Origin of the sequence: Nocardioides sp. T5 (genome assembly GCF_048161455.1) — a bacterium.
Classification (GTDB): Bacteria; Actinomycetota; Actinomycetes; order Propionibacteriales; family Nocardioidaceae; genus Nocardioides.
Genome location: NZ_CP182415.1, coordinates 962285 through 986135, shown reverse-complemented (window position 1 = coordinate 986135; position 23851 = coordinate 962285). Strand labels below are relative to the sequence as shown.

Here is a 23851-nt window from a genome sequence, read left to right as displayed (position 1 = left end):
GCGTCGCCGACGCGAACCCGACGTTCATGACGACGGGTGAGAAGGCGAGCGCGTTGGTCGAGCTCGCGGCTGCGGAGGCGCAGCTGGCCGAGCTGCGGCTGCGGCTGCTGTCCGACGCCGGTGATCTGGCTGGAGCGACCGCCGCCCGTGATGCTGCCGGCTGGCTGGCGCAGCACACCCGCGCCTCGTACGCCGACGCCCGCGCCGACCTCCGTCTGGCCCAGGCCCTGGACCGCGACCGGCCCGCCCTGGCGGCGGCGATGCGCGACGGCGCGGCATCGCTGGCGCAGGCCCGGGTGATCGAGCGAGCACTCGGTGCGCTGCCCGCGGCCGTGGACGCCGAGACCGTCGCACTGGCAGAGAAGCACCTCGTCGACCTTGCAGGCGAGTTCGGTCCGAAGGAGCTCGCCCGCATCGGGCGCCGCATCCTCGACGTCATCGCCCCCACCTCGCCGAAGCCGCTGAGGCCGCCCGGCTGGCCGACCTCGAAGCCCACGCCGCCGAGAAGACCCGCCTCACGATGCGCCGGCTCGGTGACGGCACCACCCGCGTCTCCTCCCGCGTCCCCGATGCCGCCGCGACCCGCCTCGCGACCATCCTCGAAGCCTTCACCAACCCCCGAGTCGAGCGGGACCGCGAAGCCCGCGGGACGCGCGACCCTCACGCGACAGCGGGCGACCCGGTCGCCCGACTCGCCTACCCCAAGCGGATGGGCCAGGCGTTCGTCCAGCTCCTCGAGACCCTCGACCCCACCCGGCTGCCCGTCCACGGCGGGGACGCCACCACCCTCGTCGTCACCATCGACCTCGAGTCGCTGAAGGCCGACCTCGCCACCGCCGACCTGATCGGCGCCGGCCTCGTCCCGGGAGACGAGGTCAGCGGTGACGCCATCACCGCTGCGCAGGCCCGACGCCTGGCCTGCACCGCCAAGATCCTGCCCGCCGTCCTCGGCGGCGACAGCCTCCCCCTCGACCTCGGCCGCACCCGCCGCCTCTTCACCCCCGCCCAACGCAAGGCACTCCTCATCCGCGACAAGACCTGTCGCGCCGAAGGCTGCGACACCCCCGGCACCTGGTGCGAGGCCCACCACCTCGACCCCTGGCGACCCGGCGGACCCACCGACCTCGACAACGGCGTCCTGCTCTGCCACCACCACCATCACCGGATCCACGACCCCGCCTACCGCACCGAATGCCTACCCAACGGCGACCACCGCTTCCACCGACGCAGATAGGCCGGGCACAGACCGGCCAGCGGCTGGGTGACTGACCGAGGGCCCGATCCCTCAGTCGTAGAAGGCGGCGGTCTCGATCTCGGCCCGGAACACCTGGGCCGGGTCGTAGTCGGCGACCTCGCCGGGTGTCCATGTGGCGTGGTGGAGTGTGCCGGAGTAGGGGAAGCTGCCGTGTCGCTCGTAGACCTCCCAGTGGACGGGGCCGCCGCGGTTCAGTCCGACGTCGATGCCGCTGAAGGGGGCCATGCCGACGAGCATCCAGGCTCCGCAGAGCGAGCCGGCTTCGGCCTCGTCCACCAGAAGGCGCACGTCGACGCGGAAGTCGGGACGCCAGTCGATGCGGAGCTCGACACGTCGTGCACCTGGCGCGAGCTCACCGCCGTCGATCGCGCGCATGCGGCCGTACTCGTTGTAGGCCACGAGGACCCGCCCGCCCTCCACATAGACCGAGTAGCCACCACCCTGGTCCCCGTGGGCCACCAGCACACCTTCGTCACCCTCGCCGTGCTCGAGCTCGATCTCGACGGCGAATGAGCGCAGCGAGGTGAGCCTGCTGGACCGGTAGCGCTCGAGCTTCGGGGTTCCGGGAAGGATGCGTACGGGCCGGGCGAGCTCCTCCTCGGCCGGCCGGCGACCGGGGAGCATGGATGCGCCTAGCGGGAACACGGTGTTGCGCCAGGCCGCGTCCTCCCACGCCTCGGCGAGTTCCTTGAGCAGGCGCGGCTCGTCGTCCGCAAGGTTGTGCAGCTCGTTGGGGTCGCTGCGCACGTCGTAGAGCTCCCACTCCCCGTCATCGAATGGGGTGCCGCGCGCGTGGTTGGTGACGATCTTCCAGCCGTCGCGGTAGAAGCCGCGGTTCCCGCCGAACTCGGCGTACTGCTCGGTGTGCGTGCTGGGCGCGGCGGCCGACTCGGTCAGCGGTCTGAAGCTGAACCCGTCGATGCTCTTGGTGGGCAGCCCATTGCGCTCGCCGGGGTGCTGCAGGCCTGCGAGGTCGAGCAGGGACGGGAGCACGTCGGTGACGTACTGGTACTGGTCCCGCACACCGCCGGCGGCGATGCCGTCGGGCCAGCTGATCAGGAACGGCACCCGCACACCGCCGGCGAAGGTCTGGCCCTTGTAGAACCGGAAGGGGGTGTTGGACGCCATGCCCCAACCACGCGGGTAGTGGACCATCGTGCGTGGTCCACCGATGAGGTCCAGGTCGCGGGCGACGTCGGCCTCCCAGTCCTTCGGGATGCCCGGGATGTGCACGAAGCGGCTGAAGTAGCTGCGCGTTCCCTCGGCCCCACCTTCGGCGGTGCCGCCGTTGTCGGAGGTGAAGACGACGATGGTGTTGTCGAGCTCGCCCATGGCCTCGACGGTGTCGAGGATGCGCCCGAGGCTCTCGTCGACGCTGTGGACCATGGCGGCGTAGACCTCCATGTAGCGGGCATAGAGGTCGCGCTCCTCTGCTGACAGCGAGTCCCATTCCGGGACGTCGAAGCCGGGCTCGGCGTTGCGGGGCGGAAGCGGCACGTCGGGGCCGATGATGCCCAGCTCGACCTGGCGGGCGTGGCGGCGCTCACGGATGACGTCCCAGCCCTCGTCGTACTGTCCGCGGAACCGCTCGATGTCCTCGGGCTTCGCGCCCAACGGGCCATGCATGGCGTGGTGGGCGAAGTAGAGGAAGAAGGGCTTGCGGGAGTCGTTGGCGCGCAGGCCCTTGATCATCGAGACGGCCTGATCGGTCAGGTCGTCGGTCAGGTAGTAGTCGTCCGGCAGCTCCGCGACGTCCAGCGGGGTGTTGTCCCGCACCAGGCGGTTGGGGTGGAAGAAGCTGTTGCAACCCTCCAACGTTCCGTAGTAGCGGTCGAAGCCGCGCTGCAACGGCCAGGTGTGCTTGGGCGCGCCGTCGTTCATCAGAGCGTCGCGCGTGAGGTGCCACTTGCCGATCCCGAACGTCGCATACCCCTGCGATCGCAGGACCTCCGGCAGGGTGGCGACGTCCTCGTCGATCTCCACGCGCATGTTGGGGAACCCCGGGTCGGAGTTCGCCACGCTGGCAAAGCCGGCGCGGTGCGGGTTGAGGCCGGTCAGCATCGCCGCACGGGCCGGTGAGCACACCGGGGTCGTGTGGTAGTTCGACAGGCTCAGCCCGCGACCGGCGATGCGGTCGAGGTTGGGCGTGGGGATCTCGGAGCCGAAGGGGCCGATGTCGCTGTAGCCCATGTCGTCGAGGAGGACGACCACGATGTTCGGTGCCCCTTCCGGGGCGCGTCGCTCCCGCGGCCAGGCGCGGGTCGAGTCGCGAACCGTGCGGCCGACCGTCCCGGGGAAGCCTTCGTAGCCCCGCGCGTGCGGGGAGATCCCGACGGTGATGGATTCGTGCGGCATGCCGTTCACTCCCCCGCCAGTGCGTTGTTGAGCTGGTCGTCGAACTCCTGTGTCACGTCGAGCTCGGTCTGGATCAGGCCAAGGTCGGTGTAGGCGTCGGCCTGCTCCTGCTGGGCCTCGATGACGCCGTCGTCGATCGGCAGCCACGCGTAGGACTCACGCTCGACCAGGATCTCGGCGATGTCGACCGGGAGGCCAGTGACCTCGGCGTACTTCTCGGTCCACGCGTCCTTGTTCTCCGCCGCCCACTCCTGGGCGCGGCCGACGCGCTGGAGGTAGTCCGTGATGTCGTCGACCTTCTGGTCGTCCGCGAGGGCGGCCGAGGTGGCAACGGCGTACTGGTGACCGGTCGTGGTGCCGACACCGTCGGCGACGACCACATCGCCCGCCGCGGTCAGCTGCGCGAGCTGCGGCCCGAGGGCTGCGACGGCGTCCACGTCGCCGCCCTGGTAGGCGGTGATCGCATCAGCCGGTGGGAGGTTCACGGGTGTGATGTCCTTGTAGGACAGCCCCTCCTCCTCGAGCGCCTTGAGGACGGTGTACTGCAGGATCGTGCCCTCGGTGAGGGCGACCTTCTTGCCCTTGAGGTCGGCGGCGGACTCGATGCCGGAGTCCTTGCCGGCGAAGATCTGCACGGTGGAGGCCCCCTCCACCACCGAGGTCTGGACCCCGACGACCTTGGTCTCGACGCCGGCGACCTGCCCGAAGATGGGCGGCGTGTCGGCCATCAGGGCGACATCGACGGAGCCGCTGGGAACGGCCTCCATGAAGCCGCCACCGCCAGTCGGGAACAGGCTGTACTCGACGGTGTAGTCGAGGTCCTGGTCCTCGCCCGCGGCGGCGAGCAGTGCCTCGTTGACCTTGCTGGCACCGAGCTGGCCGACGCGCAGCGTGCGGTCGTCTCCGCCCGATGACTCTCCTGCCGAGGCGTCGTCCGAGCAGGCGGACGTGCCGAGCAGCAGGGCGCCGGCGAGCGTGGCAGCGACCAGGTTTCGGGCGCGCAGGAGCGTTGTGTGCATGAGAGTCCTTCTGAGGATGAGGTGGTGATGGGGTGATGGGTGTCGGGCCGGTCTGGATGACTACTGGTCGTCGTCCTCGACCCCGAGCTCGGTGAGCAGGCAGGTGCGGAGCTCGGTGAACTCCGGGGTGTGGCGCCGGCCAGAGGCCGGGAGGTCGACGGAGAGGTCGAGCGAGACGCGCCCGTCGGTGAGGACGAGGATGCGGTCGCCGAGCAGGACGGCCTCGTCCACGTCGTGGGTCACCAGCAGGACACCGGGTCGGTAGCGGTCGCACAGCGTGCGCAGGAGCCGGTGCATCTTGATCCGGGTCAGCGCGTCGAGAGCGCCGAACGGCTCGTCCATGAGCAGCAGCTCGGGCTGACGAACCAGGGCCCGCGCCAGAGCGGCGCGCTGAGCCTCCCCGCCCGACAGCGTCTTCGGCCACGCCCGTGCCCGGTCGGCGAGGCCAACCTCGGCCAGCAGCTGCGCGGCCCGTCGCCGCGCGTCCTGGTCGCTCAGGCCGAGCGTGACGTTGTCGATCACCCTGCTCCATGGCAGCAGGCGAGAGTCCTGGAAGGCGACCGACGGCCGCTCTGGGACCCGCAGCTCGCCGTCGAACTGCGGGTCGAGGCGGGCAAGGCTCCGCAGCAGGGTGCTCTTGCCGGAGCCCGATCGGCCGAGGAGCACGACGAACTCCCCCTGCCGGATCTCCAGGTCGATGCCGTGCAGGATGCCGCGGCCGTCGAAGGCGCGGGAGAGCCCACGGGCACTCACCGCGAGCGCCCCGTGCGATGCGTACGCCGGGGCGGCGTCGTTCAGCGAGACTGCAGAGTCGACTGCCATGTCAGCGCCTTCCTCTCGAGGAGCCGGACGAGGGTGTCCGAGGTGAGGCCGAGGAGCGCGTAGACCACGAGCCCGACCATGATGACGTCGGTCTGTCCGATGTTGCGGGCCTGCGTCATCAGGTAGCCGATGCCTGAGGACGCGTTGATCTGCTCGCTGACCACCAGCACGAGCCAGGCGATGGCCACGGAGAATCGGAGGCCCGTGAAGAAGCCGGGCAGCGCTCCGGGGAGGATCACCCGTCGCACCAGAGCCAGGCGACCGAGGCCGACGGTCGCCGCCAGATCGACGAAGCGGCTGTCCACGCCCCTCACGGCGGCGTGGGTGTTGAGGTAGATCGGGAACATGACGGCCAGCGAGACCAGCAGGATCTTGACCTCCTCGCCGATGCCGAACCACACGATGGCCAGCGGGACGAGCGCGAGGATCGGCATCGAGCGCAGCATCTGCAGGTTGGCATCGAGCATGAACTCACCGATGCGGGTCAGCCCGGCGACCAGGGCGAGCATGACGCCGACGGTCACGCCGATCGCCAGACCGGTCACGGCCCGCTGCAGGGAGACGAGCAGGTTGTCCTGGAGCTGGCCCGACTCCCACAGACGCTGACCTGCGTCGAGGACCGCGCCGGGCGAGGCCAGGGTTCGCGCGTCGACCCAGCCCGCACTGGTTGCGGCGAACCAGAGCAGGACCAGCATGACCGGTCCCAGCAGTCGACCGATGCCGTGCGGGACCTGTCGACGGGCCCGCCTCGACTGCACCGGGGTTGCGAGGCGGTCATCGATGCCCGGCCTCAGGGAACCGTCCGCCGTGGGCGGCGGGGCCTCATTCACATTTATCTCTACTGACATGGTCAAGATAGTAGATGAAGCTGTCGACAGAGGGGGTGATTGCTCGTACCTCGGACACGGTGTGTCGCAGGCGCTCGGAACGGCATGTGCCGGACGAGCGAATCGGTGCCGGGCAACCGACCTGCCCCCGTCATCCCCGGTGATCGCGCCTCGGCGCCCTGCGGACGTGGGCGAGCCGCACCAGTTCGCGTCCGAGACCCCGATACCGTCCGGTGGTGGCCAGCTCTCGACGATCCGGCGCACGCCGACGCAGCGCGTCCTCGCGCCGGAGCGGCGCGCGACAGCACCAGCGGCCGTTGCCGGTCGCCGGTCCGGGCGAGCGGCTGTGGGTGCTCGACGTGCCCTACGGGACCCAGGTCGAAGGCGCCAGCTGGCACCCGGCCGTCAAGACCCATCTCCACGTCGGGCGCACCCTGCCGGCGCACCTCGCGCCCTACTCTCCCGGGCCCTACACGCTGGGGCGGTTCGTCGAGAACACCCTCAACCCCGACCACCCGACGCCCGACCCCGAGCCGACCGACGCGCTCGAGCCCCGGAGGATCCAGTTCGAGGCAGCCGATGCGATCGCCGCGCGGGCCGCGGCGGGCGGGCGGCAGTTCCTGCTCGCCGACGAGCCGGGCGTGGGCAAGACGATCTCCGCAGTGCTCGGAGCGACGGCGGTCGGTGACCTCCGCGGTGCGCAGCGGGTGCTCGTCGTCGCCGACCGGCCCGCCGCGATCACGATCGGCCACTGGTGCCGCACGATCACCGCCCTGGGGCACGGCGGCCTGGAGTGGGTCGTGATCACGTGGGACCGCCTGGAGAAGGTCACGGACCACACCTGGGACGTGATCATCGCCGACGAGGCCCACGCCCTGCGGCGTACGACGACGAAGCGGTGGAAGCTGTGGGCGCGGATCTCCGGGCACGGCAAGCCGCACGACCAGGCGCCGTTCGTCATCGCGACCACCGCGACGCCCGGACACACGCCGCTGGAGCTGCCGTACCTGGCTCCGGCGTATGCGCAGGTCCTCGGCGAGTCGATGCGGGAGTGGACCTCGGCGACGAAGCCGGCGGACACGTTCGCCACCGCCCTCGAGCGCCACGGCGTCGGGGTGGAGCGGGGACGCTACGGCGCGACGTGGACCGCCGATCCGGCGCGCCGTGCGGCGGACCTCAAGCTCGTACGCGGCTGGCTCGACGAGGAGCGGCCCCCGGCGATGCTGCACCGAGCCGCGCCGTGGGGGCCGGTGCCGATCTCCGGCATGCCCGTCACGTTGACGCCGGCCGAGCGATCGGCGTACGAGGCCGAGTGGGGAGAGTTCTGTCGCGAGATGGACATCGCCCGGCGCGGCCGCAACGTCGCCAAGGGACGGGCTGCACTGCTGCGCTTCCGGCAGAAGGCCGGCCTCATCCGCGTCGACTCGACCGTCGACTGGATCGCCCAGCAGATCCAGGCGGAGCGACAGGTGGCGTGCTCGGTCGAGTTCGTCGCGACCGCCGCCGACCCGATCGCCGACCGGCTGCGTGACTCCGGCATCGAGGTCGCCACGATCTACGGCCGCGACCGGTTCGAGCCGGAGGCGGAGCGGCTCCGGTTCCAGACCGGGCAGGCGAAGGTCTGCGTGTTCACCACGGTCGCCTCGATCAGCCTGCACGCCGGCGAGACGCTCGCCGACGGCCGCAGCGCGAGCACGGAGCCGCGGGTCGGCGTCTTCCACCAGGCCCGCTTCTCGGGCATCGCCGGACGACAGGTGACCGGTCGCACCCACCGCGACCACCAGGTCTCGCCGTGGCACATCGCCTATGCCGAAGGCACCGTCGAGGAGCAGGTCGGCAAGGTGATGGTGGAGCGGATCGCCGCGGCCTCCGACACGGTGGGCAGCGACACCACCGGCCTCGCCGACCTCGCCCAGCTCCTCGGGGCCGACTGGCTGCCCGTCACCACCCTGACCGAGGACGGTGCCTGAGCCCATGCCAGCGTCCCGCACCCGCCGCACCCGCCGCGCCCGGGCGTCCCGGAAGCGCCAGCGGCGGATGGCGAGCGTCGAGCACGACCTCAGCCCGAGCGAGTGGACGGCGTTGCAGGAGGCATGGGGCGGGTGCGCCTACTGCGGCGCGACGGGCGGGTCGTTGCAGAAGGACTGCGTACTGCCGATCTCCCGCGGTGGTCGCTACACGCTGCTCAACGTCGTGCCGGCCTGCGCGTCGTGCAACGCGAGCAAGTGCAACGACGAGGTGACCGGCTGGCTGCGGCGCAAGCGGCTCGACGAGCGCGCCTTCCTCGTCCGCCTCGCGACGGTGCAGGCCGAGCTGCGGCAGCCGGAGCCGCCGCACGCGGTCGCGGAGGAGGCGCCTACAGCGGCGCGTCCGCCGGGACGATCCGGAGCACGCTGAGCGTCCCGGCCTCCCGGCCCACCACGACCTTCACCCCGTCGAGCCGCTCGAGGGCGGCGCGCACGTCGTCGACCTCGAGGCGGGTGTCGACGGCGATGTCGGCGTCGCGGATCGGCACGGCCGTCTCGGGCCACTCGGACGAGTCGACCTCGAAGGGGTCGAAGTCGGTCTGGGCCGCCGACCACAGCTGGAGCGCGGACTCGGCGACCATGTCGTCGGTGGTGGACTGATCGGTGGTCATGCGTCGACGGTACCCATTCGCGCGCAGCCGACCGGAGCCGGTTGACTGACCGGATGGCCACCCGACTCCTGCTCCTGGCGGACACCCACGTGCCCAAGCGCGCCCGCGACCTGCCGGCCGAGGTGTGGCGGGCCGTCGAGGAGGCCGACGTCGTGGTCCACGCGGGCGACTGGGTCGACGTAGGACTCCTCGACGAGCTCGAGGCGCGCTCCGCCCGGCTGGTCGCCTGCTGGGGCAACAACGACCACGGCGAGCTGCGCGAGCGGCTGCCCGAGGTCGCGCGCACCGAGGTCGAGGGCGTCCGCCTCGGCGTCGTCCACGAGACCGGTCAGGCCAGGGGGCGCGAGGAGCGCATGAGCGCCGAGCACCCCGACCTCGACGTGCTGGTCTTCGGCCACAGCCACATCCCGTGGGACACCGTCACCGCGACCGGGTTGCGGCTGCTCAACCCCGGCTCCCCCACCGACCGGCGACGCCAGCCGCACTGCACCTACCTGACCGCGACGGCCGCGGGCGGCGAGCTCAGCGACGTCGTCCTGCACCGGCTGCCGCCACGGAGGTAGGCGCCCAGCCGCGGTCCTCGAGCGCGCGGGAGCCCGACCGCATCACCACCCAGCCGAGCACGACGAGCGCAGCACCGATCGCGAGGAAGCCCAGGTCCCACGCCAGCGGGCCGCCGAGGTCGTCGCGGACGTGGTGCACGCCGAGCAGCTGGTGGTCGACGAGTCCCTCGACGACGTTGAACCCGCCCCACCCGACGAGCACCCCGCCGACGTGGAACCGCCAGCTCGGCGGCAGCCGGCCCTGGCGCCACTGGGCGAGGGTGACGATCGACGCCCCCACCACCACGAACCACGTGACGAGGTGGAAGAAGCCATCGGCCAGCGTGTTCACCTCGAGGCCGGCCACGGTCGTGACCGGGTGCTCGGCGGTGGCGCTCACCATGTGGTGCCACTGGAGGATCTGGTGCAGCACGATCCCGTCGACGAAGCCGCCCAGCCCGACGCCGTACATCAGGCCGGCAGCAGCGGACGGAGGCTCACCCACGGAGGTCGACATGGGACCCGGTACCCATGGCCCCTAGCCAGCACACGCCCGGCGCTCCATGATGTGACCCCCGCCACACGAGCGACCCACCCCGAGGAGCCGGAATGACCGCGACCAAGACCGCCCCCGACGTCCTGGCCGTGCGCGAGGACTACGAGGCCCGCATCCTCGGGCTGCACATGCCGGCCACGGTGCGGCAGGCTGCGGAGAAGTACGGCGACCTGCCCGCCTTCTCCGACAAGTTCGACGTGCCGGAGGGCCAGACCTGGTCCACCATCACCTGGAGCGAGACGTGGGAGCTGACCCGCCGCGTGGCCGCCGCGCTGATCGACCTCGGCCTGGAGCCCGGCGCCCCGGTCGCGATCATGGCCGCCAACCGCACCGCCCACACGCTGGCCGACTACGGCGCCATGACCGCAGCCGCGGTGCCGATGTCGATCTACAACACGCTCGCCCAGGACCAGGTCGCCTTCATCGCCGGTGAGTCGCGCCCGGTGGTGGTGGTGCTCGAGGACCACGACCGCTACCAGCGGTGGGAGAAGGCCCTCGACGAGGTCGACTCGATCCGCCACGTCGTGATGCTCGCCGACACCGACCGCGTCGACGACCCGCGGGTGATGACCTGGGACGACCTCCTCGCGCGCGGTGAGGACACCGGACGCGTCGACGAGCGGATGGAGCGGATCACGCCCGACCTCCCGGCGACCTTCCTCTACACCTCCGGCACGACGGGCAACCCCAAGGGCGTCGTGCTCACCCACCACAACGTCATGTACGAGGCCGTCTCGACCCTCGACGCCGGCGGCCTGCACGGCCCGCAGCGCACGATCAGCTACCTCCCGCTCGCCCACATCGCCGAGCGCATCCTGGCGACGTACGCTCCCCCCTTCCTGGGCAGCCACGTGCACGCGATCCCCGACCCCGCCGGCCTGCTCGGCGCGCTCGGCGAGGTGCACCCCACGGCCTTCTTCGGCGTCCCGCGCGTGTGGGAGAAGATCAAGACCGGCATCTCGGCCAAGCTCGCCGAGGACCCCGACCCCGCCAACCAGAAGCTCGTCACCGACGCGATGGCGGCCGGACTCGCGTGGACCCAGGCCCACGAGTACGGCAACGAGATGACGCCGGAGGTCGAGGAGGCCTACGCCAAGGCCGACGAGGCGATCCTCGGCTTCCTCCGCCTGCTGCTCGGCCTCGACCAGGTGACGTGGGCCGCGAGCGCCGCGGCGCCGATGCCGCTGGAGGTCGCGAAGTTCATGGGCGGCCTCGGCCTGCAGGTGTACGACGTCTACGGCATGACCGAGACGACCGGGGCCTTCACCTCCAACGGACCCGGCGCGTTCAAGCTGGGCACGGTCGGACGACCCAACCCCGGCATCGAGGTGCGGCTCGCCGAGGACGGCGAGATCCTGTGCCGCGGCCCGGTCAACACCCCCGGTTACTACAAGCAGGAGGGGGCGACCCGCAACCTCATCGACGAGGACGGCTGGATCCGCACCGGCGACATCGGCACCGTCGACGACGACGGCTTCTACTCGGTCGTCGACCGCAAGAAGGAGCTGATCATCACCTCCGCGGGCAAGAACATCGCGCCCTCCAACATCGAGAACTACCTCAAGGAGTCGCCGATCGTCGGCCACGCGATGGCTCTCGGCGACGACCGCTCCTACGTCGTCGCGATCCTCACCCTCGACGGGGAGATCGCCCCGCTCGTGGCCGCGAAGATGGGCATCGAGTTCACCGACCTCGCCGACCTGTCGCAGAAGCCCGAGATCCGGGCGATGGCGCAGGCCGCCGTCGACAAGGCCAACGAGCGCCTCTCCCGGCCGGAGCAGGTCAAGGCCTGGGAGCTGCTGCCTGACGAGTGGACGGCCGAGTCCGAGGAGCTCACCCCGACGCTCAAGCTCAAGCGCCGCGTCGTGCGGACCAAGTACGCCGACGTGGTGGACAAGCTCTACACGTGACGTTCGACCTGCAATCCCACCGCGGTGGCGCCGGGCTCTGGCCCGAGAACACGCTCGAGGCCTTCGGTCGCGCCCTCGCCCTGGGGGTCACCACCCTCGAGCTCGACGTCCACCTCACCGCCGAGGACGATGTCGTGGTCCACCACGACCCGACCGTCGCCGACGCGAGGCGCATCCGCGAGCTCGCCCGGTCCGACCTCCCGCCGACGATGCCGCTGCTGCGGCAGGTCGCCGCGCTGCTCGACGAGCGCGGGGCCGACCCGGTGCGGGTCAACCTGGAGATCAAGTACGACGCCCTCGACGCCAGCGGGCTGACCACCCGGGAGGCCTTCGTCGAGCGGGTCGTCGACGCGCTGCGGATCGACGGCCTGGTCCCCCGCACCAGCATCCAGTGCTTCGACTGGGGCGTGCTCGAACGCGTCGGCGACGCCGAGCCGGGCCTCGCGCGGAACCTGCTCGTGAGCCCCAAGTATCTCCGCGACACCGAGGGCGCCCCGTCGCCGTGGTTCGACGGGCTCCCCGTCGCCGACGACTTCATCGCCACCGCCGCGCAGCAGGGCTTCACGGCGATCTCCCCGATCCACGGGTCGCCCTTCCGCTCCGGCGTGGCCGACCCGGGCTACACGCCCTTCACGACGGCGGCGCTCGTCGAGGCCGCCCACGCAGCCGGGCTCGCGGTCGTCCCCTACGTCGTCGACGACCCACCGACCATGCGGCACCTCGTGGGTCTGGGGGTCGACGGGCTGATCACCAACCGGCCCGACCTGCTGCGCGAGGTGCTGGCGAGCGAGGGTCGCGAGCTGCCGGCCCCGTTTCCCGGCTGACGCAACCCTTGGGCCGTGCGTGACGTCTCCCATGCATGAAGACCCTGCCTCGGACGATCCTCCTCGTCGCGACCGCGCTCGCGATCACCTCGCCGCTCGCGCCGTCCGTGCAGGCATCCGCCGAGAAGGGGGCGCCCCGCACCGTTCTCGACGTGCGCGACCTCGACCAGGGCGAACCGCCGGCCATCGCGTGGACCGAGCGCACGGCGGGCAGGACGGTGATCCACGGTCCCGGCGGCACGGACACCCCGGTGCCCAACAACGTCGTCGCGCTGGCGCCGATGGGTTCGGGCTACGTGATCCAGACGGCCCTCAACCGCCCGGTGACGGTGCGCTGGGTCGGCGCGGACGGCACCCCGGGCCGCCGCGAGTGGCGTACCGGTGACGGCCTCGCCGTCTCACCGCGGGGCAACGTCGTCGCCTTCGCCGGCAGGCGCGGCGGCAAGGTCTGGACCATCGACCAGGAGGGGGACCGGGTCTTCCGGTACAACCCGGTCCCGGTCACGGGTACGTCACACGCGGTGGCGGTGGCGGGCGAGAACTGCAAGGAGGGCGAGGGCGAGCCCGGCACCGGGTGCTCGATCGCGGTCAACGGGCCGCACCGCGCGTTCTACACCTCCTCGCACGGCATCGTCGACCGTGTCCCGCACCTGCGCCTGGCGACCACCGGTCGCGGGCGCTGGCAAGGCGGCATCACCTCCCTCAGCGACATGGGCTCGTGCAGCGCGATGCTGCACAGCTGGCGCGTGAAGTGGCGCACCTGCGACAACCAGCTCTCCGACATCTCGCCCGACAACCGCCACGTCCTCGGCACACCGGCGTACGCCGACGGCTTCGGCCCCGGCGCGCTCGACGTCCTCGCCACGGCCGACGGCTCGGTGGCCCACACCTTCACGTACTCCCGCCGCGGCCACTCGGCGACGTACTTCGACGAGGTCTGGGAGGACGCCGAGCACGTGCTCGTGGTGACCTACCAGGAGGGCGAGTGGGCCGTGGTCCGGCTCGGTGTCGACGGGTCCATGGAGTACGCCGTCGCGCCGCGGCGCAGGTCGATGGAACGCGGCTTCCCCTTCCAGCTCCAGACGAGGTGACCCGAGCGGCGGGAGTCGTCCCTGTCTAGACCTCGGGGCTATTACCGATGCACGAATCGGGCCCGGGCTGTTCGACTGGGGAGCATGCACCGACAGATCGCTGGAACCCTCACGGGACGGGTCACCAAGTGGGTCGTGCTCGCCGTGGCGGTGGTCATCACCGGCTTCATGGGGATGTTCTCGACCCAGCTCGCCGACGTCCAGAACAACGAGGCCTCCTCGTGGCTGCCGGAGTCGGCCGAGTCCACCCAGGTGCTCGAGGAGCTGTCGGAGTCGGTCGACCCCAACGACATCCCGACGCTGGTGGTCTACCACCGCGACGGTGGCCTGACCGACGAGGACCTCGCCCAGATGGAGGCCGACGGGCCGGAGATCGCCGAGCTCGACGGCGTCACCGCCCAGGGCGTGCTCACTCCCGCAGCCGCCGAGGCCGCCGCCGCCCAGGGCGCCCCGGTCCCGACGCTGGTGTCCGACGACGGCCAGGTCGCCTACCTCTACTTCGTGCTCAACTTCGGCGCCGACGGGTGGAACGCCATCCCCGACGCCGCCGACGAGATCCGCGACATCGCGGAGCTGGACGGCGGCGAGGTGCACCTGGCGGGGTTCGGCGGGCAGGCGGCCGACTCGGCCGAGGCGTTCGAGGGCATCGACACGAACCTGGTCTTCGCCACGCTCGCCGTCGTGATCGTCATCCTGCTCTTCACCTACCGCAGTCCCGTGCTGTGGATGCTGCCGATCATCTGCGCCGTCGTCGCCAACACCGTCGCCACCGGTCTGGTCTACCTGCTGGCGAAGCACGCCGGCCTGACGGTCAACGGCCAGAGCCAGGCGATCCTCAGCATCCTCGTGATCGGGGCGGGCACCGACTACGCCCTGCTGCTCGTCGCGCGCTACCGCGAGGAGCTGCGCCGCCACGCCGACCGCCACGACGCGATGGCCTTCGCGCTGCACCGCGCGGCGCCGGCGATCTTCGCCAGTGCCGCCACGGTCGCGGTCGGCATGCTCTGCCTGTCCTTCGCCGAGCTCAACTCCACCGCAGGCCTCGGTCCGGTCGCCGCGATCGGCGTCGGGGTGACCATGCTGGTGATGCTCACTCTGCTTCCCGCGCTGCTCGTGATCTGCGGACGCTGGGTCTTCTGGCCCAAGCGCCCCGGCTTCGGCAGCCCCGAGCCGACCGCCGACGGTCTCTGGGCCGGGGTCGGCCGCCGGATCAGCCACCGCCCGCGCCGGGTGTGGGTGACCACGACCGGGTTGCTGCTGCTCGCCTGCTTCGGGCTCTTCAGCCTCGACACCTCCGGGCTCGCGACCGAGGACACCTACACGAAGGAGTTCGACTCCATCAAGGGGCAGAAGCTGCTCGAGGAGCACGGCCTGTCCGACAACTCCAACACCATCCAGGTCGTCACCGCCGCCGACCGCGCGGACGACGTCCTCGCCTCGCTCGACGGGATCGACGGCCTCGGCGAGCCCGGCGAGGTGCAGCCGCTGGCCGACGGGCGCGCGTGGTTCGAGGCCACGATCGACGCCGACATCTCCTCGACCACCGCCGCCGGCATCGTGGAGTCCTCGCGCGACGCCGTCCATGCGGTCGACGGGGCCGACGCCCTGGTGGGCGGCGGGTCCGCGTTCTACCTCGACACCAAGACCGCCTCCGTGCGCGACAGCTGGGTGATCATGCCGCTGGTGCTGCTCGTGGTGCTGCTGATCCTCATCGGCCTGCTCCGCGCACTGCTCGCGCCGCTCATCCTCATCGCCACCGTCGTGCTGTCGTTCGGCGCAGCGCTGGGCATCTCGGCGCTGCTGTTCGAGTACGTCTTCGGCTTCGCCGGGTCGGATCCCGGGTTCCCGCTCTTCGCGTTCGTGTTCCTCGTGGCGCTCGGCATCGACTACAACATCTTCCTGATGACCCGGGTGCGGGAGGAGACGGTGCAGCACGGCACCCGCCGGGGCTCGCTCATCGCGCTCGCCTCGACCGGCGGCGTGATCACCTCGGCCGGGGTCGTCCTGGCCGCGACGTTCCTCGTCCTGGGATCGCTGCCGCTGGTGTTCCTCGCCGAGCTCGGCGTGGCCGTCGCCCTCGGCGTCATGCTCGACACGCTGGTGGTCCGGTCGGTCCTGGTGACGGCGCTCAACCTCGACCTGGGCGGCAAGATCTGGTGGCCCAGCAAGCTCGACCGTGAGGACGCCCCGCTCACGGCCGCGGAGGCGGAGGCGCCGCTGGAGACCGTGCACTAGGACTGCCGGGTGATGCCCGGCACGCGTCACCGCGACGGCAGCGTCAGGACCTCCGCACCGTCCTCGGTGATGGCGATGGTGTGCTCGCTGTGCGCCGTCAGGCACCCGGTGGCGCTGCGCAGCGTCCAGCCGTCGTCGTCGGTGACGAGCTCGTCGGTGTCGACCATGATCCACGGCTCGAGCGCGAGCAGCAGGCCCGGACGGAGCTTGTAGCCCCGGCCGGGTCGGCCGTCGTTGGACACGTGCGGGTCCTGGTGCATGGTCGTGCCGATCCCGTGGCCGCCGAACTGCATGTTGATCGGGTAGCCCGCATCGCCGAGGACCGTGCCGATCGCGTGCGACAGGTCGCCGATGCGGGCGCCGGGACCGGCAGCGGCGATACCCGCGGCCAGCGCGCGCTGGGTGGTCTCGATGAGCTCGACGCTCCCGGCCGGGCGGCTCTCCCCCACCACGAAGCTGATCGCGGAGTCAGCGGCCACCCCGTCGAGGCGGACCGCGAGGTCGAGGGTGAGCAGGTCGCCGTCGGCGAGCCGCTGGTCGCGCGGGCGACCGTGCAGCACCGCGTCGTTGACCGCCGTGCAGACGTAGTGGCCGAAGGGCCCGCGACCGAAGGACGGGGCGTAGTCGACGTAGCAGGACTCGGCGCCGGCCTCGCGGATCATCTCGGCCGTCCAGCGGTCGAGGTCGAGCAGGTTGGTGCCGACCTCGCTGCGCGAGCGCAGCGTCTGCAGGATGTCGGCGACGAGGGCGCCGGTCCTGCGGGCGCGGTCGACCTGGGCGGGGGTGAGGATCTCGATCATCGCGGGCTCATCATCTCAGGCCCAGACTCGCACACCGCTTGCGCGTGGAACCGCTGCACAGGTCGTCGAGGGTCAGGATGCCCTCCGCGACGAGCACCGAGGTGAGGGTGTCGACGGTGACCTCGCTGTCGCTGTAGAGCCAGGACTCCACGCCGTCGACGTCCACGCCGCCCTCGACGGGGTTGTCGGCGAGGTAGGCCACGGCCAGGTCGGCCGCCCGGTCGCTCATGTCGCCGGTCGGGACGTAGGTCATCGACTTCTCCTTCCCCATGACGACGTCGCGGGCGGCCTCCACGTCGGAGCCGGACCGGCCGGTCGGTACGCCGCTCTCGAGGCCGACGAAGCGGTCGGAGCCCGGGACGAGCTCACCGAGCGAGATCACCGGCAGGTCGCCCCCGGTGAGCGTCCCCAGGTCGTCGGGGTCCACCGGCACCACGACGACGACGTCCGCCGAGTCCGCCTCGGCCTGGCGGGCCTGGCTCTTCTGGGCGGCGGCGTCGCCCTCGGCGTCGTACACCCGCACGCGGCACTCGTCGCACGTCGACTCGACGCGATCGGTCAGCCGCTCGACGTCGACCACCCGGGACGAGGCGTCCTCGGTGTCGGCGACGAGGACCGCGATCGTCGGCTCGTCGCCGGCACAGGCCGACAGCAGCGGGGCGACGACGAGGGCGGCGGTGAGGAGTCGGGGGAGGAAGCGGGCGCGGAGCATCGCGAGGAGGTTATCGGCTCGAGATGCCGGGCACGGCCTCGGCGCGGCCGCTCACCCGGCCAGGCGCGTGCCGACGCCGACCAGCGCCGTGCCGAGGGCGGCCACCGGGTCGACGAACAGCGGCTCGAGGGCGATCTCCGCGGCGCCCAGCAAGGAGGAGTCCGAGCCGAGCCCGGGCAGGGTCAGCGTCACCGACTCGAGCGGCGCGGGCAGCGCACCGTCGGCGAGCCCGGCCTCGACCTGCGGACCGACCAGCGCGTAGAGGGAGCGGAAGTAACCGCCGAGCACGACCTGGCGGGGGTTGAACACGTTGACGATGCTGGCGAGCCCGTGGCCCAGGGCGGTCCCGGTGTCGCGGAGCGCCGCCGACGGCTCGCCGAACCCGGCGAGCACCTCGTCGAGCTGGGCGACCTTGTCGGTCGGGCAGTGGATGGCCTCGGCGATGGCGTGGGCGCCGACCTCGGTCTCCCAGCAGCCCCGGTTGCCGCAGTGGCACTCACGGCCGGCCGGGTTGAAGCGCAGGTGGCCCACCTCGCCGGCGTAGCCCCCGGCGCCCTCGAGCCGGACGCCACCGGTGATGACGCCCGCTCCGACGCCGACGTTGCCGGAGACGTAGATGAGGTCGTCGACCCCGACGGCCACCCCGCGCACGTGCTCGGCGAGCGCGCCCAGGTCGGCGTCGTTGGCGATGGAGACCGGCACGTCGAGGCCGAGGGCGGCCAGGACGATGCCGCCGAACGACACGTCGTGCCACTCGAGGTTGGGGGCGAGGCGGATCAGGCCGTCGCTGCTGCGCACCAGGCCGGGGACGCTGATCCCGATGCCGACCAGCTGGGCGGCGTCGGGGACACCCTCCACGACGCAGCGGATCAGCCCGGCGACGGCAGCTCCCACCTGCCACGCCTCGCCGTCGCTGCGCACGGGAGCCTCCGCCCGCTTCAGCACACGTCCACCGAGGCCGATCCGGGCCACCACGGCGCGGTCGACCCCGAGGTCGACCGCGATGACGAACGGACCCCGCTCGGCGACGCGGACGCCCGCCGACGGACGACCGGCGCCCTGCCGCGGGGCGCCCTCGACCGGGAGCGCACGCTCGGTGATGCCCAGCGCCTCCAGCTCGTTGACCAGCGCGGCGATGGTGCTGCGGTTGAGGCCCATCAGGCCGGTCAGCTCGGCGCGCGAGATCTGACCGGCTCCGTGGACGTGCCGCAGCACGGTCCCGAGGTTGTGGCGACGCGCGAGCTCCTGGTTGGTCCCCAGGCCCGGGCGCCGACGGGTGGTCATGCCGGTCCCTACACGCCAGCGGAGGAACGGCGGCGCCGCGAGATGGCGTCGACGCTCGCGGCGAGCAGCAGCACACCGCCGGTGACGAGGAAGTTGATGTAGCTCGCCTGGTTGAGCAGGCCCAGGCCGTTGGGGATGGTCGCGATCACCAGGCCGCCGATCACGGCGTCGAGGGCGCGGCCCCGGCCGCCGAAGAGGCTGGTGCCGCCGATGACCGCGGCGCCAACGGCGTAGAGCAGCTCGTTGCCGCCACCGGAGCCCGGCGAGACCTTGCCGGTGTAGGAGGCCGCGAGCAGTCCGCTGATCGCGGCCATGCTCGAGCAGATGACGAAGGCCATGATCCGCACGCGCTTGACGTTGATGCCGGCTCGCCGCGCCGCCTCGGCGTTGCCGCCGACGGCGTAGAGGTGGCGGCCGAAGCGGCTCTTGGTGAGCACGTACGTCCAGAACAGGAGCAGCGCGATCACGACGGGGGCCACCCACGGGATGCCGCTGATCTCGAACAGCTCCGGGTTGGGCGCGCGGTTGGCGCTCAGGAGGGCGGTCAGGCCGAGCACGATCACCGCGAGGACGGCGATCTGGATGACGACCAGGCCGAGGGGCTTGTGGACCAGCCCCTTCGCCGAGAGCGAGCGGTAGCGCCACAGCGAGAGCGCGGCGAAGCCCACCACGATCAGGATCGCCGCTATCCACCCGGCGGTGACCGGGACGTTCTTGATCGACAGTCCACGGAGGACCGTGTCGTTGAACCGGAGCGACCCACCCGAGCCGATCAGCTTGAGCGGCACCGCCTGCAGGGCGAGGAAGAAGGCGAGGGTCACGACGAAGGACGGGATTCCCAGGAAGGCGACGAGCGAGCCGATCGCCAGGCCGATCACCGCGCCCACGGCGACACCGGCCAGGGTGGCCGCCCACCACGTCCAGTCGTAGTCGATGAGCATCAGCGCGATGATCGTGGCCGACGCACCGCCCGCGACGCCGGCTGACAGGTCGATCTCGCCGATCAGCAGGACGAAGACGATGCCCATCGCCAGCACGATGATCGAGCCGGACTGGATGACCAGGTTGGCCATGTTGTAGGTCGTGAGGAACCGGTCGTTGAGGGAGGCGAACACGGCGAAGAGGAAGACCAGGCCGAGGATCGCGGGAAGGGAACCCATGTCACCGCCGCGCAGGCGGTTGACGTAGTCACGGGCCGAGTCGCCGATGGAGGCAGCCTGCCGGTTGTCGTTGTCGAAGCCGCTGGGGGCGGGGCTGGGAACGGATGCGGTGTCGGTGTCAGTGGTCATGGTGGAGTCTCCGGTCCTTCTCAGACGTCCGCGGTCAGGGCGTTCTCGGCGATGCCGAGGTCCCCGGAACGCCCGGCGGTGATGAGTTCGACGATCTGGCTGTGCGTGACGTCCTTGGCCGGGACGTCGGCCGCCACCCGGCCGAGGTAGAGCGCGGTGATCCGGTCGGCGACCTCCAGGACGTCACCCATGTTGTGCGAGATCAGCACCACACCCAGGCCACGGTCGGCGAGACGGCGTACGAGGTCGAGGACCTGTCGCGTCTGGGCCACGCCGAGGGCCGCAGTGGGCTCGTCGAGGAGGACGACCTTGGAGTTCCACAGGACCGCCTTGGCGATGGCCACGGTCTGACGCTGGCCACCGGAGAGACTGGCGACGCTCTGGCGCACCGACTTGACGGTGCGCACCGAGAGCGAGGCGAGGGTCTCGCGGGCACGGGTCTCCATCGTCACCTCGTCGAGGCCGAAACGGCTGGTCTCCTCGCGCCCGAGGAACATGTTCTCGACGATGTCGAGGTTGTCGCACAGCGCGAGGTCCTGGTAGACGATCTCGATGCCGAGGGCAGCCACGTCGCGCGGGCCGTGCACCTCGACCTTCTTGCCCTCGAAGACGTAGTCCCCGCTGTCGCGGCCGTAGATGCCGGCGATGATCTTCACGAGGGTGGACTTGCCCGCACCGTTGTCACCGACGAGCGCGGTGACCTGTCCGGGATAGACGGCGAAGTCGACGTCGTGCAGCACGTGCACCACACCGAAGCTCTTGTTGACGCCGCGCAGCTCGAGCAGCGGTTCAGGCATTGACCTACTCCGATCCAGATAATTTGTTGTTCGCGTCACGGAACGGCGCCCGGGTCACCGACCCGGACACCGCTCCGTGCAAGGCGATCAGGAGATGCCGGCCTCGGCGCACAGGTCGGCGAACTCGCCGGTGCACACGTCCTCGGCCTTCTGGCCACCGTCCTCGATCACGTCACCGACGTTGTCCTTGGTGATGGCCTGCGGCTCGAGCAGGATCGACGGCACCTCGCGGCCACCCTCGGTGTCCTCCGTCACGCCGGTCGTCTCCGCGTCCTCGCCGTTGACGAGCGCGATCGCGGCGTCGGCCAGCGCCTGGGCCTCCTGCGTGGCGGACTTGTAGACCGTCATGCACTGGGTGCCGGCGAGCACGTTCTGCAGACCCTCGACCGTCGCGTCCTGGCCGGTGACCGGGACCTTGCCGGCCTGGCCGTTGCCCTCGAGGATGCTGATCGCGGCACCGCCGAGACCGTCGTTGGCCGCGAGGACCCCGTCGACCTTGCCGTCGGCAGCGGTGTAGAGCTGCTGGAAGATCGTGGCGGCCTCCTCGTTGTCCCAGTCCGGGACAGCCTGCTCACCGACGACCGTGTAGTTGCTGATCTCGTCGAGCACGCTGTGCGCACCCTCGGCGAAGAGCGTGGCGTTGTTGTCGGTGGGCGAGCCGTTGAGGAAGACGATGTTGGCCTTCTTGTCGCCGAGGCAGTCCGCGAGGCCCTGGCCCTGCAGCTCGCCCACGACGGTGTTGTCGAAGGACACGTAGTACTCCGCCGACCCGCCGAGGGTCAGGCGGTCGTAGTCGATGGTCGCGACGCCCTGGGAGCCCGCCTTCTCCTGGATGGCCGCACCCGACTCGGAGTCGAGGTTGACGATCGCGAGGACCGTCACGCCGTTGCCGATCATGGTGTCGGCGATCTGGGTCATCCGCTCCGCGTCACCCTCGGCGTTCTGGATGTCGTACTCGACACCCGCCTCGTCGAAGGCCGCCTCGAGAGCCGGGCGGTCCGCGCTCTCCCAGCGCACCGAGGACTCCGTGTCGGGGAGGATGACGCCGATCTTGCCGGTGGCCTCGCTCCCGCTGTCGGAGCCGCTGCCGGAGTCACCGGAGTCACCGCTGTCGTCGCTGCCGCAGGCGGTCAGCGCCATCGAGAGGCCGAGCAGGGGGACGAGAACCAAACTGTGCTTCCGCTTCACGCGAACCGCCTCCTAGCGATCTGTCGTACGTCGGCTGCCGCTCAGCGCGGAGGCGCGTACATATGTTGTTCCACGCAACATATATGGCGTGACCACCGTCACGTCCAGATCGCCGGCCCCGCTGTTGTCGGTTCGTTACCAAAACGGCCGACGAGGCCCCTTGTGGACTGGACCACCCGTGCGGCGTGAGGGCTAGCGTGGCGCCATGACCGGCCTCGACGTGTCCGCCCCTCCCGTGCCGCGGTCCGAGGAGGTGCTGACGCCGGAGGCGCTCGCCTTCGTGGCCGACCTCGACGCGCGGTTCCACGAGCGGCGCGACGAGCCTGCTCGCCGCGCGCGCGGGCCGGCGCGCGGAGGTCGCCCGGACCGGCCGCCTCGACTTCCTGCCCGGGACCGCGGACGTGCGCACGTCCGAGTGGACGGTCGCTCCGGTGCCCGACGACCTGCGCGACCGCCGCGTCGAGATCACCGGCCCCACCGACCCCAAGATGGCGATCAACGCCCTCAACTCGGGTGCGCGCGTGTGGCTCGCCGACCTCGAGGACGCCAACACGCCGCACTGGCGCAACGTCGTGGGCGCCCAGGCCCGACCCTGCGCGACGCCGTCCGGGGGCAGCCGACCTACACCTCTCCCGACGGCAAGGCGTACGCCGTCGCCGACCCCGCACACGCGCCGGTGGTCCTCCCCGCCCGCGCGGGTGGCACTTCGACGAGGCCCACCTCACCGCCGCCGGCCGACCGGTCGTCGCCGCCCTGGTCGACTTCGGGCTCCACTTCTTCCACAACGCCCGCGAGCCTGCTCGCCGCCGGGAGCGGGCCCTACTACTACCTGCCGAAGGCTGGGAGTCCCACCTCGAGGCGCGCCTGTGGGACGACGTCTTCACCCACGCCGAGGCGGCGCTCGGGGTGCCGCACGGCTCGGTGCGGGCGACCGTGCTCATCGAGACCATCACGGCCGCGTTCGAGATGGACGAGATCCTGTGGGAGCCTGCGCGACCACGCGGCGGGGCTCAACGCCGGCCGGTGGGACTACCTGTTCAGCATCATCAAGAACTTCCGCGACGCAGGACCGGGCTTCACCCTGCCCGACCGCAACGCGGTGACCATGGCGGCACCGATGATGCGGGCCTACAGCGACCTGCTCGTGCAGACCTGCCACCGCCGGGGCGCCTTCGCGATCGGCGGGATGGCGGCGTTCATCCCGAGCCGGCGCGACCCGGAGGTCAACGAGCGAGCCTTCGCCAAGGTGCGCGAGGACAAGACCCGCGAGGCCGGCGCCGGCTTCGACGGCTCATGGGTGGCCCACCCCGACCTGGTGCCGTTGTGCGCCGAGGTGTTCGACGCCGCACTCGCCGGGGCTCCGAACCAGGCCTGGGCGTCACGCGCGACGACGTGTCGGTCTCGGCCGACGACCTCCTCGCGGTCGACCAGACGCCCGGCGAGCGCACCGAGGCAGGGCTGCGGGGCAACGTGCGGATCGGCATGCAGTACCTCCACGCCTGGCTGTCCGGCAACGGCGCCGCCGGCATCGACAACCTCATGGAGGACGCCGCCACCGCCGAGATCTCGCGCTCGCAGGTGTGGCAGTGGGTGCACAACGCCACGCTCGACACCGGTGAGGTGGTCACGCGCGCGAGCTCGTCGAACGGCTGGTCGCCGAGGAGCACGAGGCCCTCGCCGGCACGGTCGACGACGACGCCCGCCGGC

At 71.3% G+C, this 23851-nt stretch carries 20 protein-coding genes and 4 pseudogenes; 12 read left to right on the top strand and 12 right to left on the bottom strand.

The genetic code is table 11. The features are described 5' to 3' along the window. Nucleotides 1–26: 26 nt before the first annotated feature. Nucleotides 27–386, top strand: a pseudogene (locus ACNKF0_RS04725) (DUF222 domain-containing protein); the annotation flags it as partial. Nucleotides 387–520: 134 nt separating this feature from the next. Next, on the top strand, nt 521–1234 hold the full coding sequence (locus ACNKF0_RS04720) for a DUF222 domain-containing protein (protein WP_416956194.1): 714 nt from the start codon (nt 521–523) through the stop codon (nt 1232–1234). 51 nt (nt 1235–1285) lie between these two features. Here ACNKF0_RS04720 and ACNKF0_RS04715 read toward each other — a convergent pair whose 3' ends face one another. The 4 genes from ACNKF0_RS04715 to ACNKF0_RS04700 are packed head-to-tail and all read right to left on the bottom strand — an operon-like array spanning nt 1286 to nt 6146. After that, nucleotides 1286–3610 (bottom strand): arylsulfatase, encoded by a 2325-nt coding sequence (locus ACNKF0_RS04715; RefSeq protein ID WP_416956192.1) that lies wholly within the window; start codon nt 3608–3610, stop codon nt 1286–1288. 5 nt (nt 3611–3615) lie between these two features. Then, complete coding sequence (locus ACNKF0_RS04710; protein WP_416956190.1) at nt 3616–4629, bottom strand: ABC transporter substrate-binding protein; 1014 nt, start codon at nt 4627–4629, stop codon at nt 3616–3618. Between the two features lie 60 nt (nt 4630–4689). After that, nucleotides 4690–5451 (bottom strand): ABC transporter ATP-binding protein, encoded by a 762-nt coding sequence (locus ACNKF0_RS04705; RefSeq protein ID WP_416956188.1) that lies wholly within the window; start codon nt 5449–5451, stop codon nt 4690–4692. Then, nucleotides 5424–6146 carry an ABC transporter permease gene (locus ACNKF0_RS04700; RefSeq protein ID WP_416956186.1) on the bottom strand — a complete coding sequence of 241 codons (723 nt, stop codon included), beginning with the start codon at nt 6144–6146 and terminating at the stop codon, nt 5424–5426. Before ACNKF0_RS04700 ends, ACNKF0_RS04705 begins: the two co-directional genes overlap by 28 nt. A gap of 368 nt (nt 6147–6514) precedes the next feature. Between ACNKF0_RS04700 and ACNKF0_RS04695 the strand changes: the two genes are divergently transcribed. Both ACNKF0_RS04695 and ACNKF0_RS04690 read left to right on the top strand, forming a co-directional pair. Further along, complete coding sequence (locus ACNKF0_RS04695; protein ID WP_416956184.1) at nt 6515–8248, top strand: helicase; 1734 nt, start codon at nt 6515–6517, stop codon at nt 8246–8248. A 4-nt stretch (nt 8249–8252) separates the two neighbouring features. After that, a complete protein-coding gene (locus tag ACNKF0_RS04690; RefSeq protein ID WP_416956182.1) occupies nt 8253–8675 on the top strand; it encodes an HNH endonuclease in 423 nt (140 codons plus the stop codon). On the opposite strand, the gene ACNKF0_RS04685 is transcribed toward ACNKF0_RS04690, so the two are convergent. Beyond that, complete coding sequence (locus tag ACNKF0_RS04685; protein ID WP_299922461.1) at nt 8635–8916, bottom strand: hypothetical protein; 282 nt, start codon at nt 8914–8916, stop codon at nt 8635–8637. The two genes, ACNKF0_RS04690 and ACNKF0_RS04685, sit on opposite strands and share 41 nt — an antisense overlap. Before the next feature lie 53 nt (nt 8917–8969). Between ACNKF0_RS04685 and ACNKF0_RS04680 the strand changes: the two genes are divergently transcribed. After that, a complete protein-coding gene (locus tag ACNKF0_RS04680) occupies nt 8970–9479 on the top strand; it encodes a metallophosphoesterase family protein (protein ID WP_416956180.1) in 510 nt (169 codons plus the stop codon). Here ACNKF0_RS04680 and ACNKF0_RS04675 read toward each other — a convergent pair. Further along, nucleotides 9439–9975, bottom strand: a complete 537-nt coding sequence (locus tag ACNKF0_RS04675; RefSeq protein ID WP_416956178.1) for a DUF2243 domain-containing protein — start codon at nt 9973–9975, stop codon at nt 9439–9441. The genes ACNKF0_RS04680 and ACNKF0_RS04675 overlap by 41 nt on opposite strands. 92 nt (nt 9976–10067) lie before the next feature. Between ACNKF0_RS04675 and ACNKF0_RS04670 the strand changes: the two genes are divergently transcribed. The 4 genes from ACNKF0_RS04670 (at nt 10068) to ACNKF0_RS04655 (ending at nt 16074) form a co-directional block, all read left to right on the top strand. After that, on the top strand, nt 10068–11924 hold the full coding sequence (locus tag ACNKF0_RS04670; protein WP_416956176.1) for an AMP-dependent synthetase/ligase: 1857 nt from the start codon (nt 10068–10070) through the stop codon (nt 11922–11924). Next, nucleotides 11921–12748 carry a glycerophosphodiester phosphodiesterase family protein gene (locus tag ACNKF0_RS04665; protein WP_416956174.1) on the top strand — a complete coding sequence of 276 codons (828 nt, stop codon included), beginning with the start codon at nt 11921–11923 and terminating at the stop codon, nt 12746–12748. Before ACNKF0_RS04670 ends, ACNKF0_RS04665 begins: the two co-directional genes overlap by 4 nt. Before the next feature lie 35 nt (nt 12749–12783). After that, nucleotides 12784–13839 carry a hypothetical protein gene (locus tag ACNKF0_RS04660; protein WP_416956172.1) on the top strand — a complete coding sequence of 352 codons (1056 nt, stop codon included), beginning with the start codon at nt 12784–12786 and terminating at the stop codon, nt 13837–13839. An 84-nt stretch (nt 13840–13923) separates the two neighbouring features. After that, the gene (locus tag ACNKF0_RS04655; RefSeq protein WP_416956170.1) at nt 13924–16074 is read left to right on the top strand and encodes an MMPL family transporter; all 2151 of its coding nucleotides are present in this window, start codon (nt 13924–13926) and stop codon (nt 16072–16074) included. Nucleotides 16075–16100: 26 nt separating this feature from the next. On the opposite strand, the gene map is transcribed toward ACNKF0_RS04655, so the two are convergent. The 6 genes from map to ACNKF0_RS04625 form a co-directional block, all read right to left on the bottom strand. Continuing rightward, complete coding sequence (map, locus tag ACNKF0_RS04650) at nt 16101–16874, bottom strand: type I methionyl aminopeptidase (protein ID WP_416956168.1); 774 nt, start codon at nt 16872–16874, stop codon at nt 16101–16103. 10 nt (nt 16875–16884) lie between these two features. Next, entirely contained in the window at nt 16885–17586 is a 702-nt protein-coding gene (locus ACNKF0_RS04645) for a hypothetical protein (protein WP_416956166.1), read from the bottom strand. Nucleotides 17587–17637: 51 nt separating this feature from the next. Beyond that, a complete protein-coding gene (locus ACNKF0_RS04640; RefSeq protein WP_416956164.1) occupies nt 17638–18870 on the bottom strand; it encodes an ROK family protein in 1233 nt (410 codons plus the stop codon). Between the two features lie 8 nt (nt 18871–18878). After that, nucleotides 18879–20159: a sugar ABC transporter permease gene (locus ACNKF0_RS04635; RefSeq protein WP_416956162.1), complete on the bottom strand. Its 1281-nt coding sequence runs from the start codon at nt 20157–20159 to the stop codon at nt 18879–18881. A 20-nt stretch (nt 20160–20179) separates the two neighbouring features. After that, complete coding sequence (locus ACNKF0_RS04630; protein ID WP_299922481.1) at nt 20180–20956, bottom strand: ATP-binding cassette domain-containing protein; 777 nt, start codon at nt 20954–20956, stop codon at nt 20180–20182. A gap of 87 nt (nt 20957–21043) precedes the next feature. Continuing rightward, nucleotides 21044–22144, bottom strand: a complete 1101-nt coding sequence (locus ACNKF0_RS04625; RefSeq protein WP_416956158.1) for a sugar ABC transporter substrate-binding protein — start codon at nt 22142–22144, stop codon at nt 21044–21046. Nucleotides 22145–22657: 513 nt separating this feature from the next. Here ACNKF0_RS04625 and ACNKF0_RS04620 point away from each other — a divergent pair. The 3 pseudogenes from ACNKF0_RS04620 to ACNKF0_RS04610 form a co-directional block, all read left to right on the top strand. Further along, nucleotides 22658–23071 (top strand): annotated as a pseudogene (locus ACNKF0_RS04620) (hypothetical protein); the annotation flags it as partial. Continuing rightward, a pseudogene (locus ACNKF0_RS04615) lies at nt 22974–23468 on the top strand (hypothetical protein); the annotation flags it as partial. The pseudogenes ACNKF0_RS04620 and ACNKF0_RS04615, both read left to right, overlap by 98 nt. After that, nucleotides 23438–23719 (top strand): annotated as a pseudogene (locus ACNKF0_RS04610) (malate synthase A); the annotation flags it as partial. The pseudogenes ACNKF0_RS04615 and ACNKF0_RS04610, both read left to right, overlap by 31 nt. Between the last annotated feature and the right edge of the window lie 132 nt (nt 23720–23851).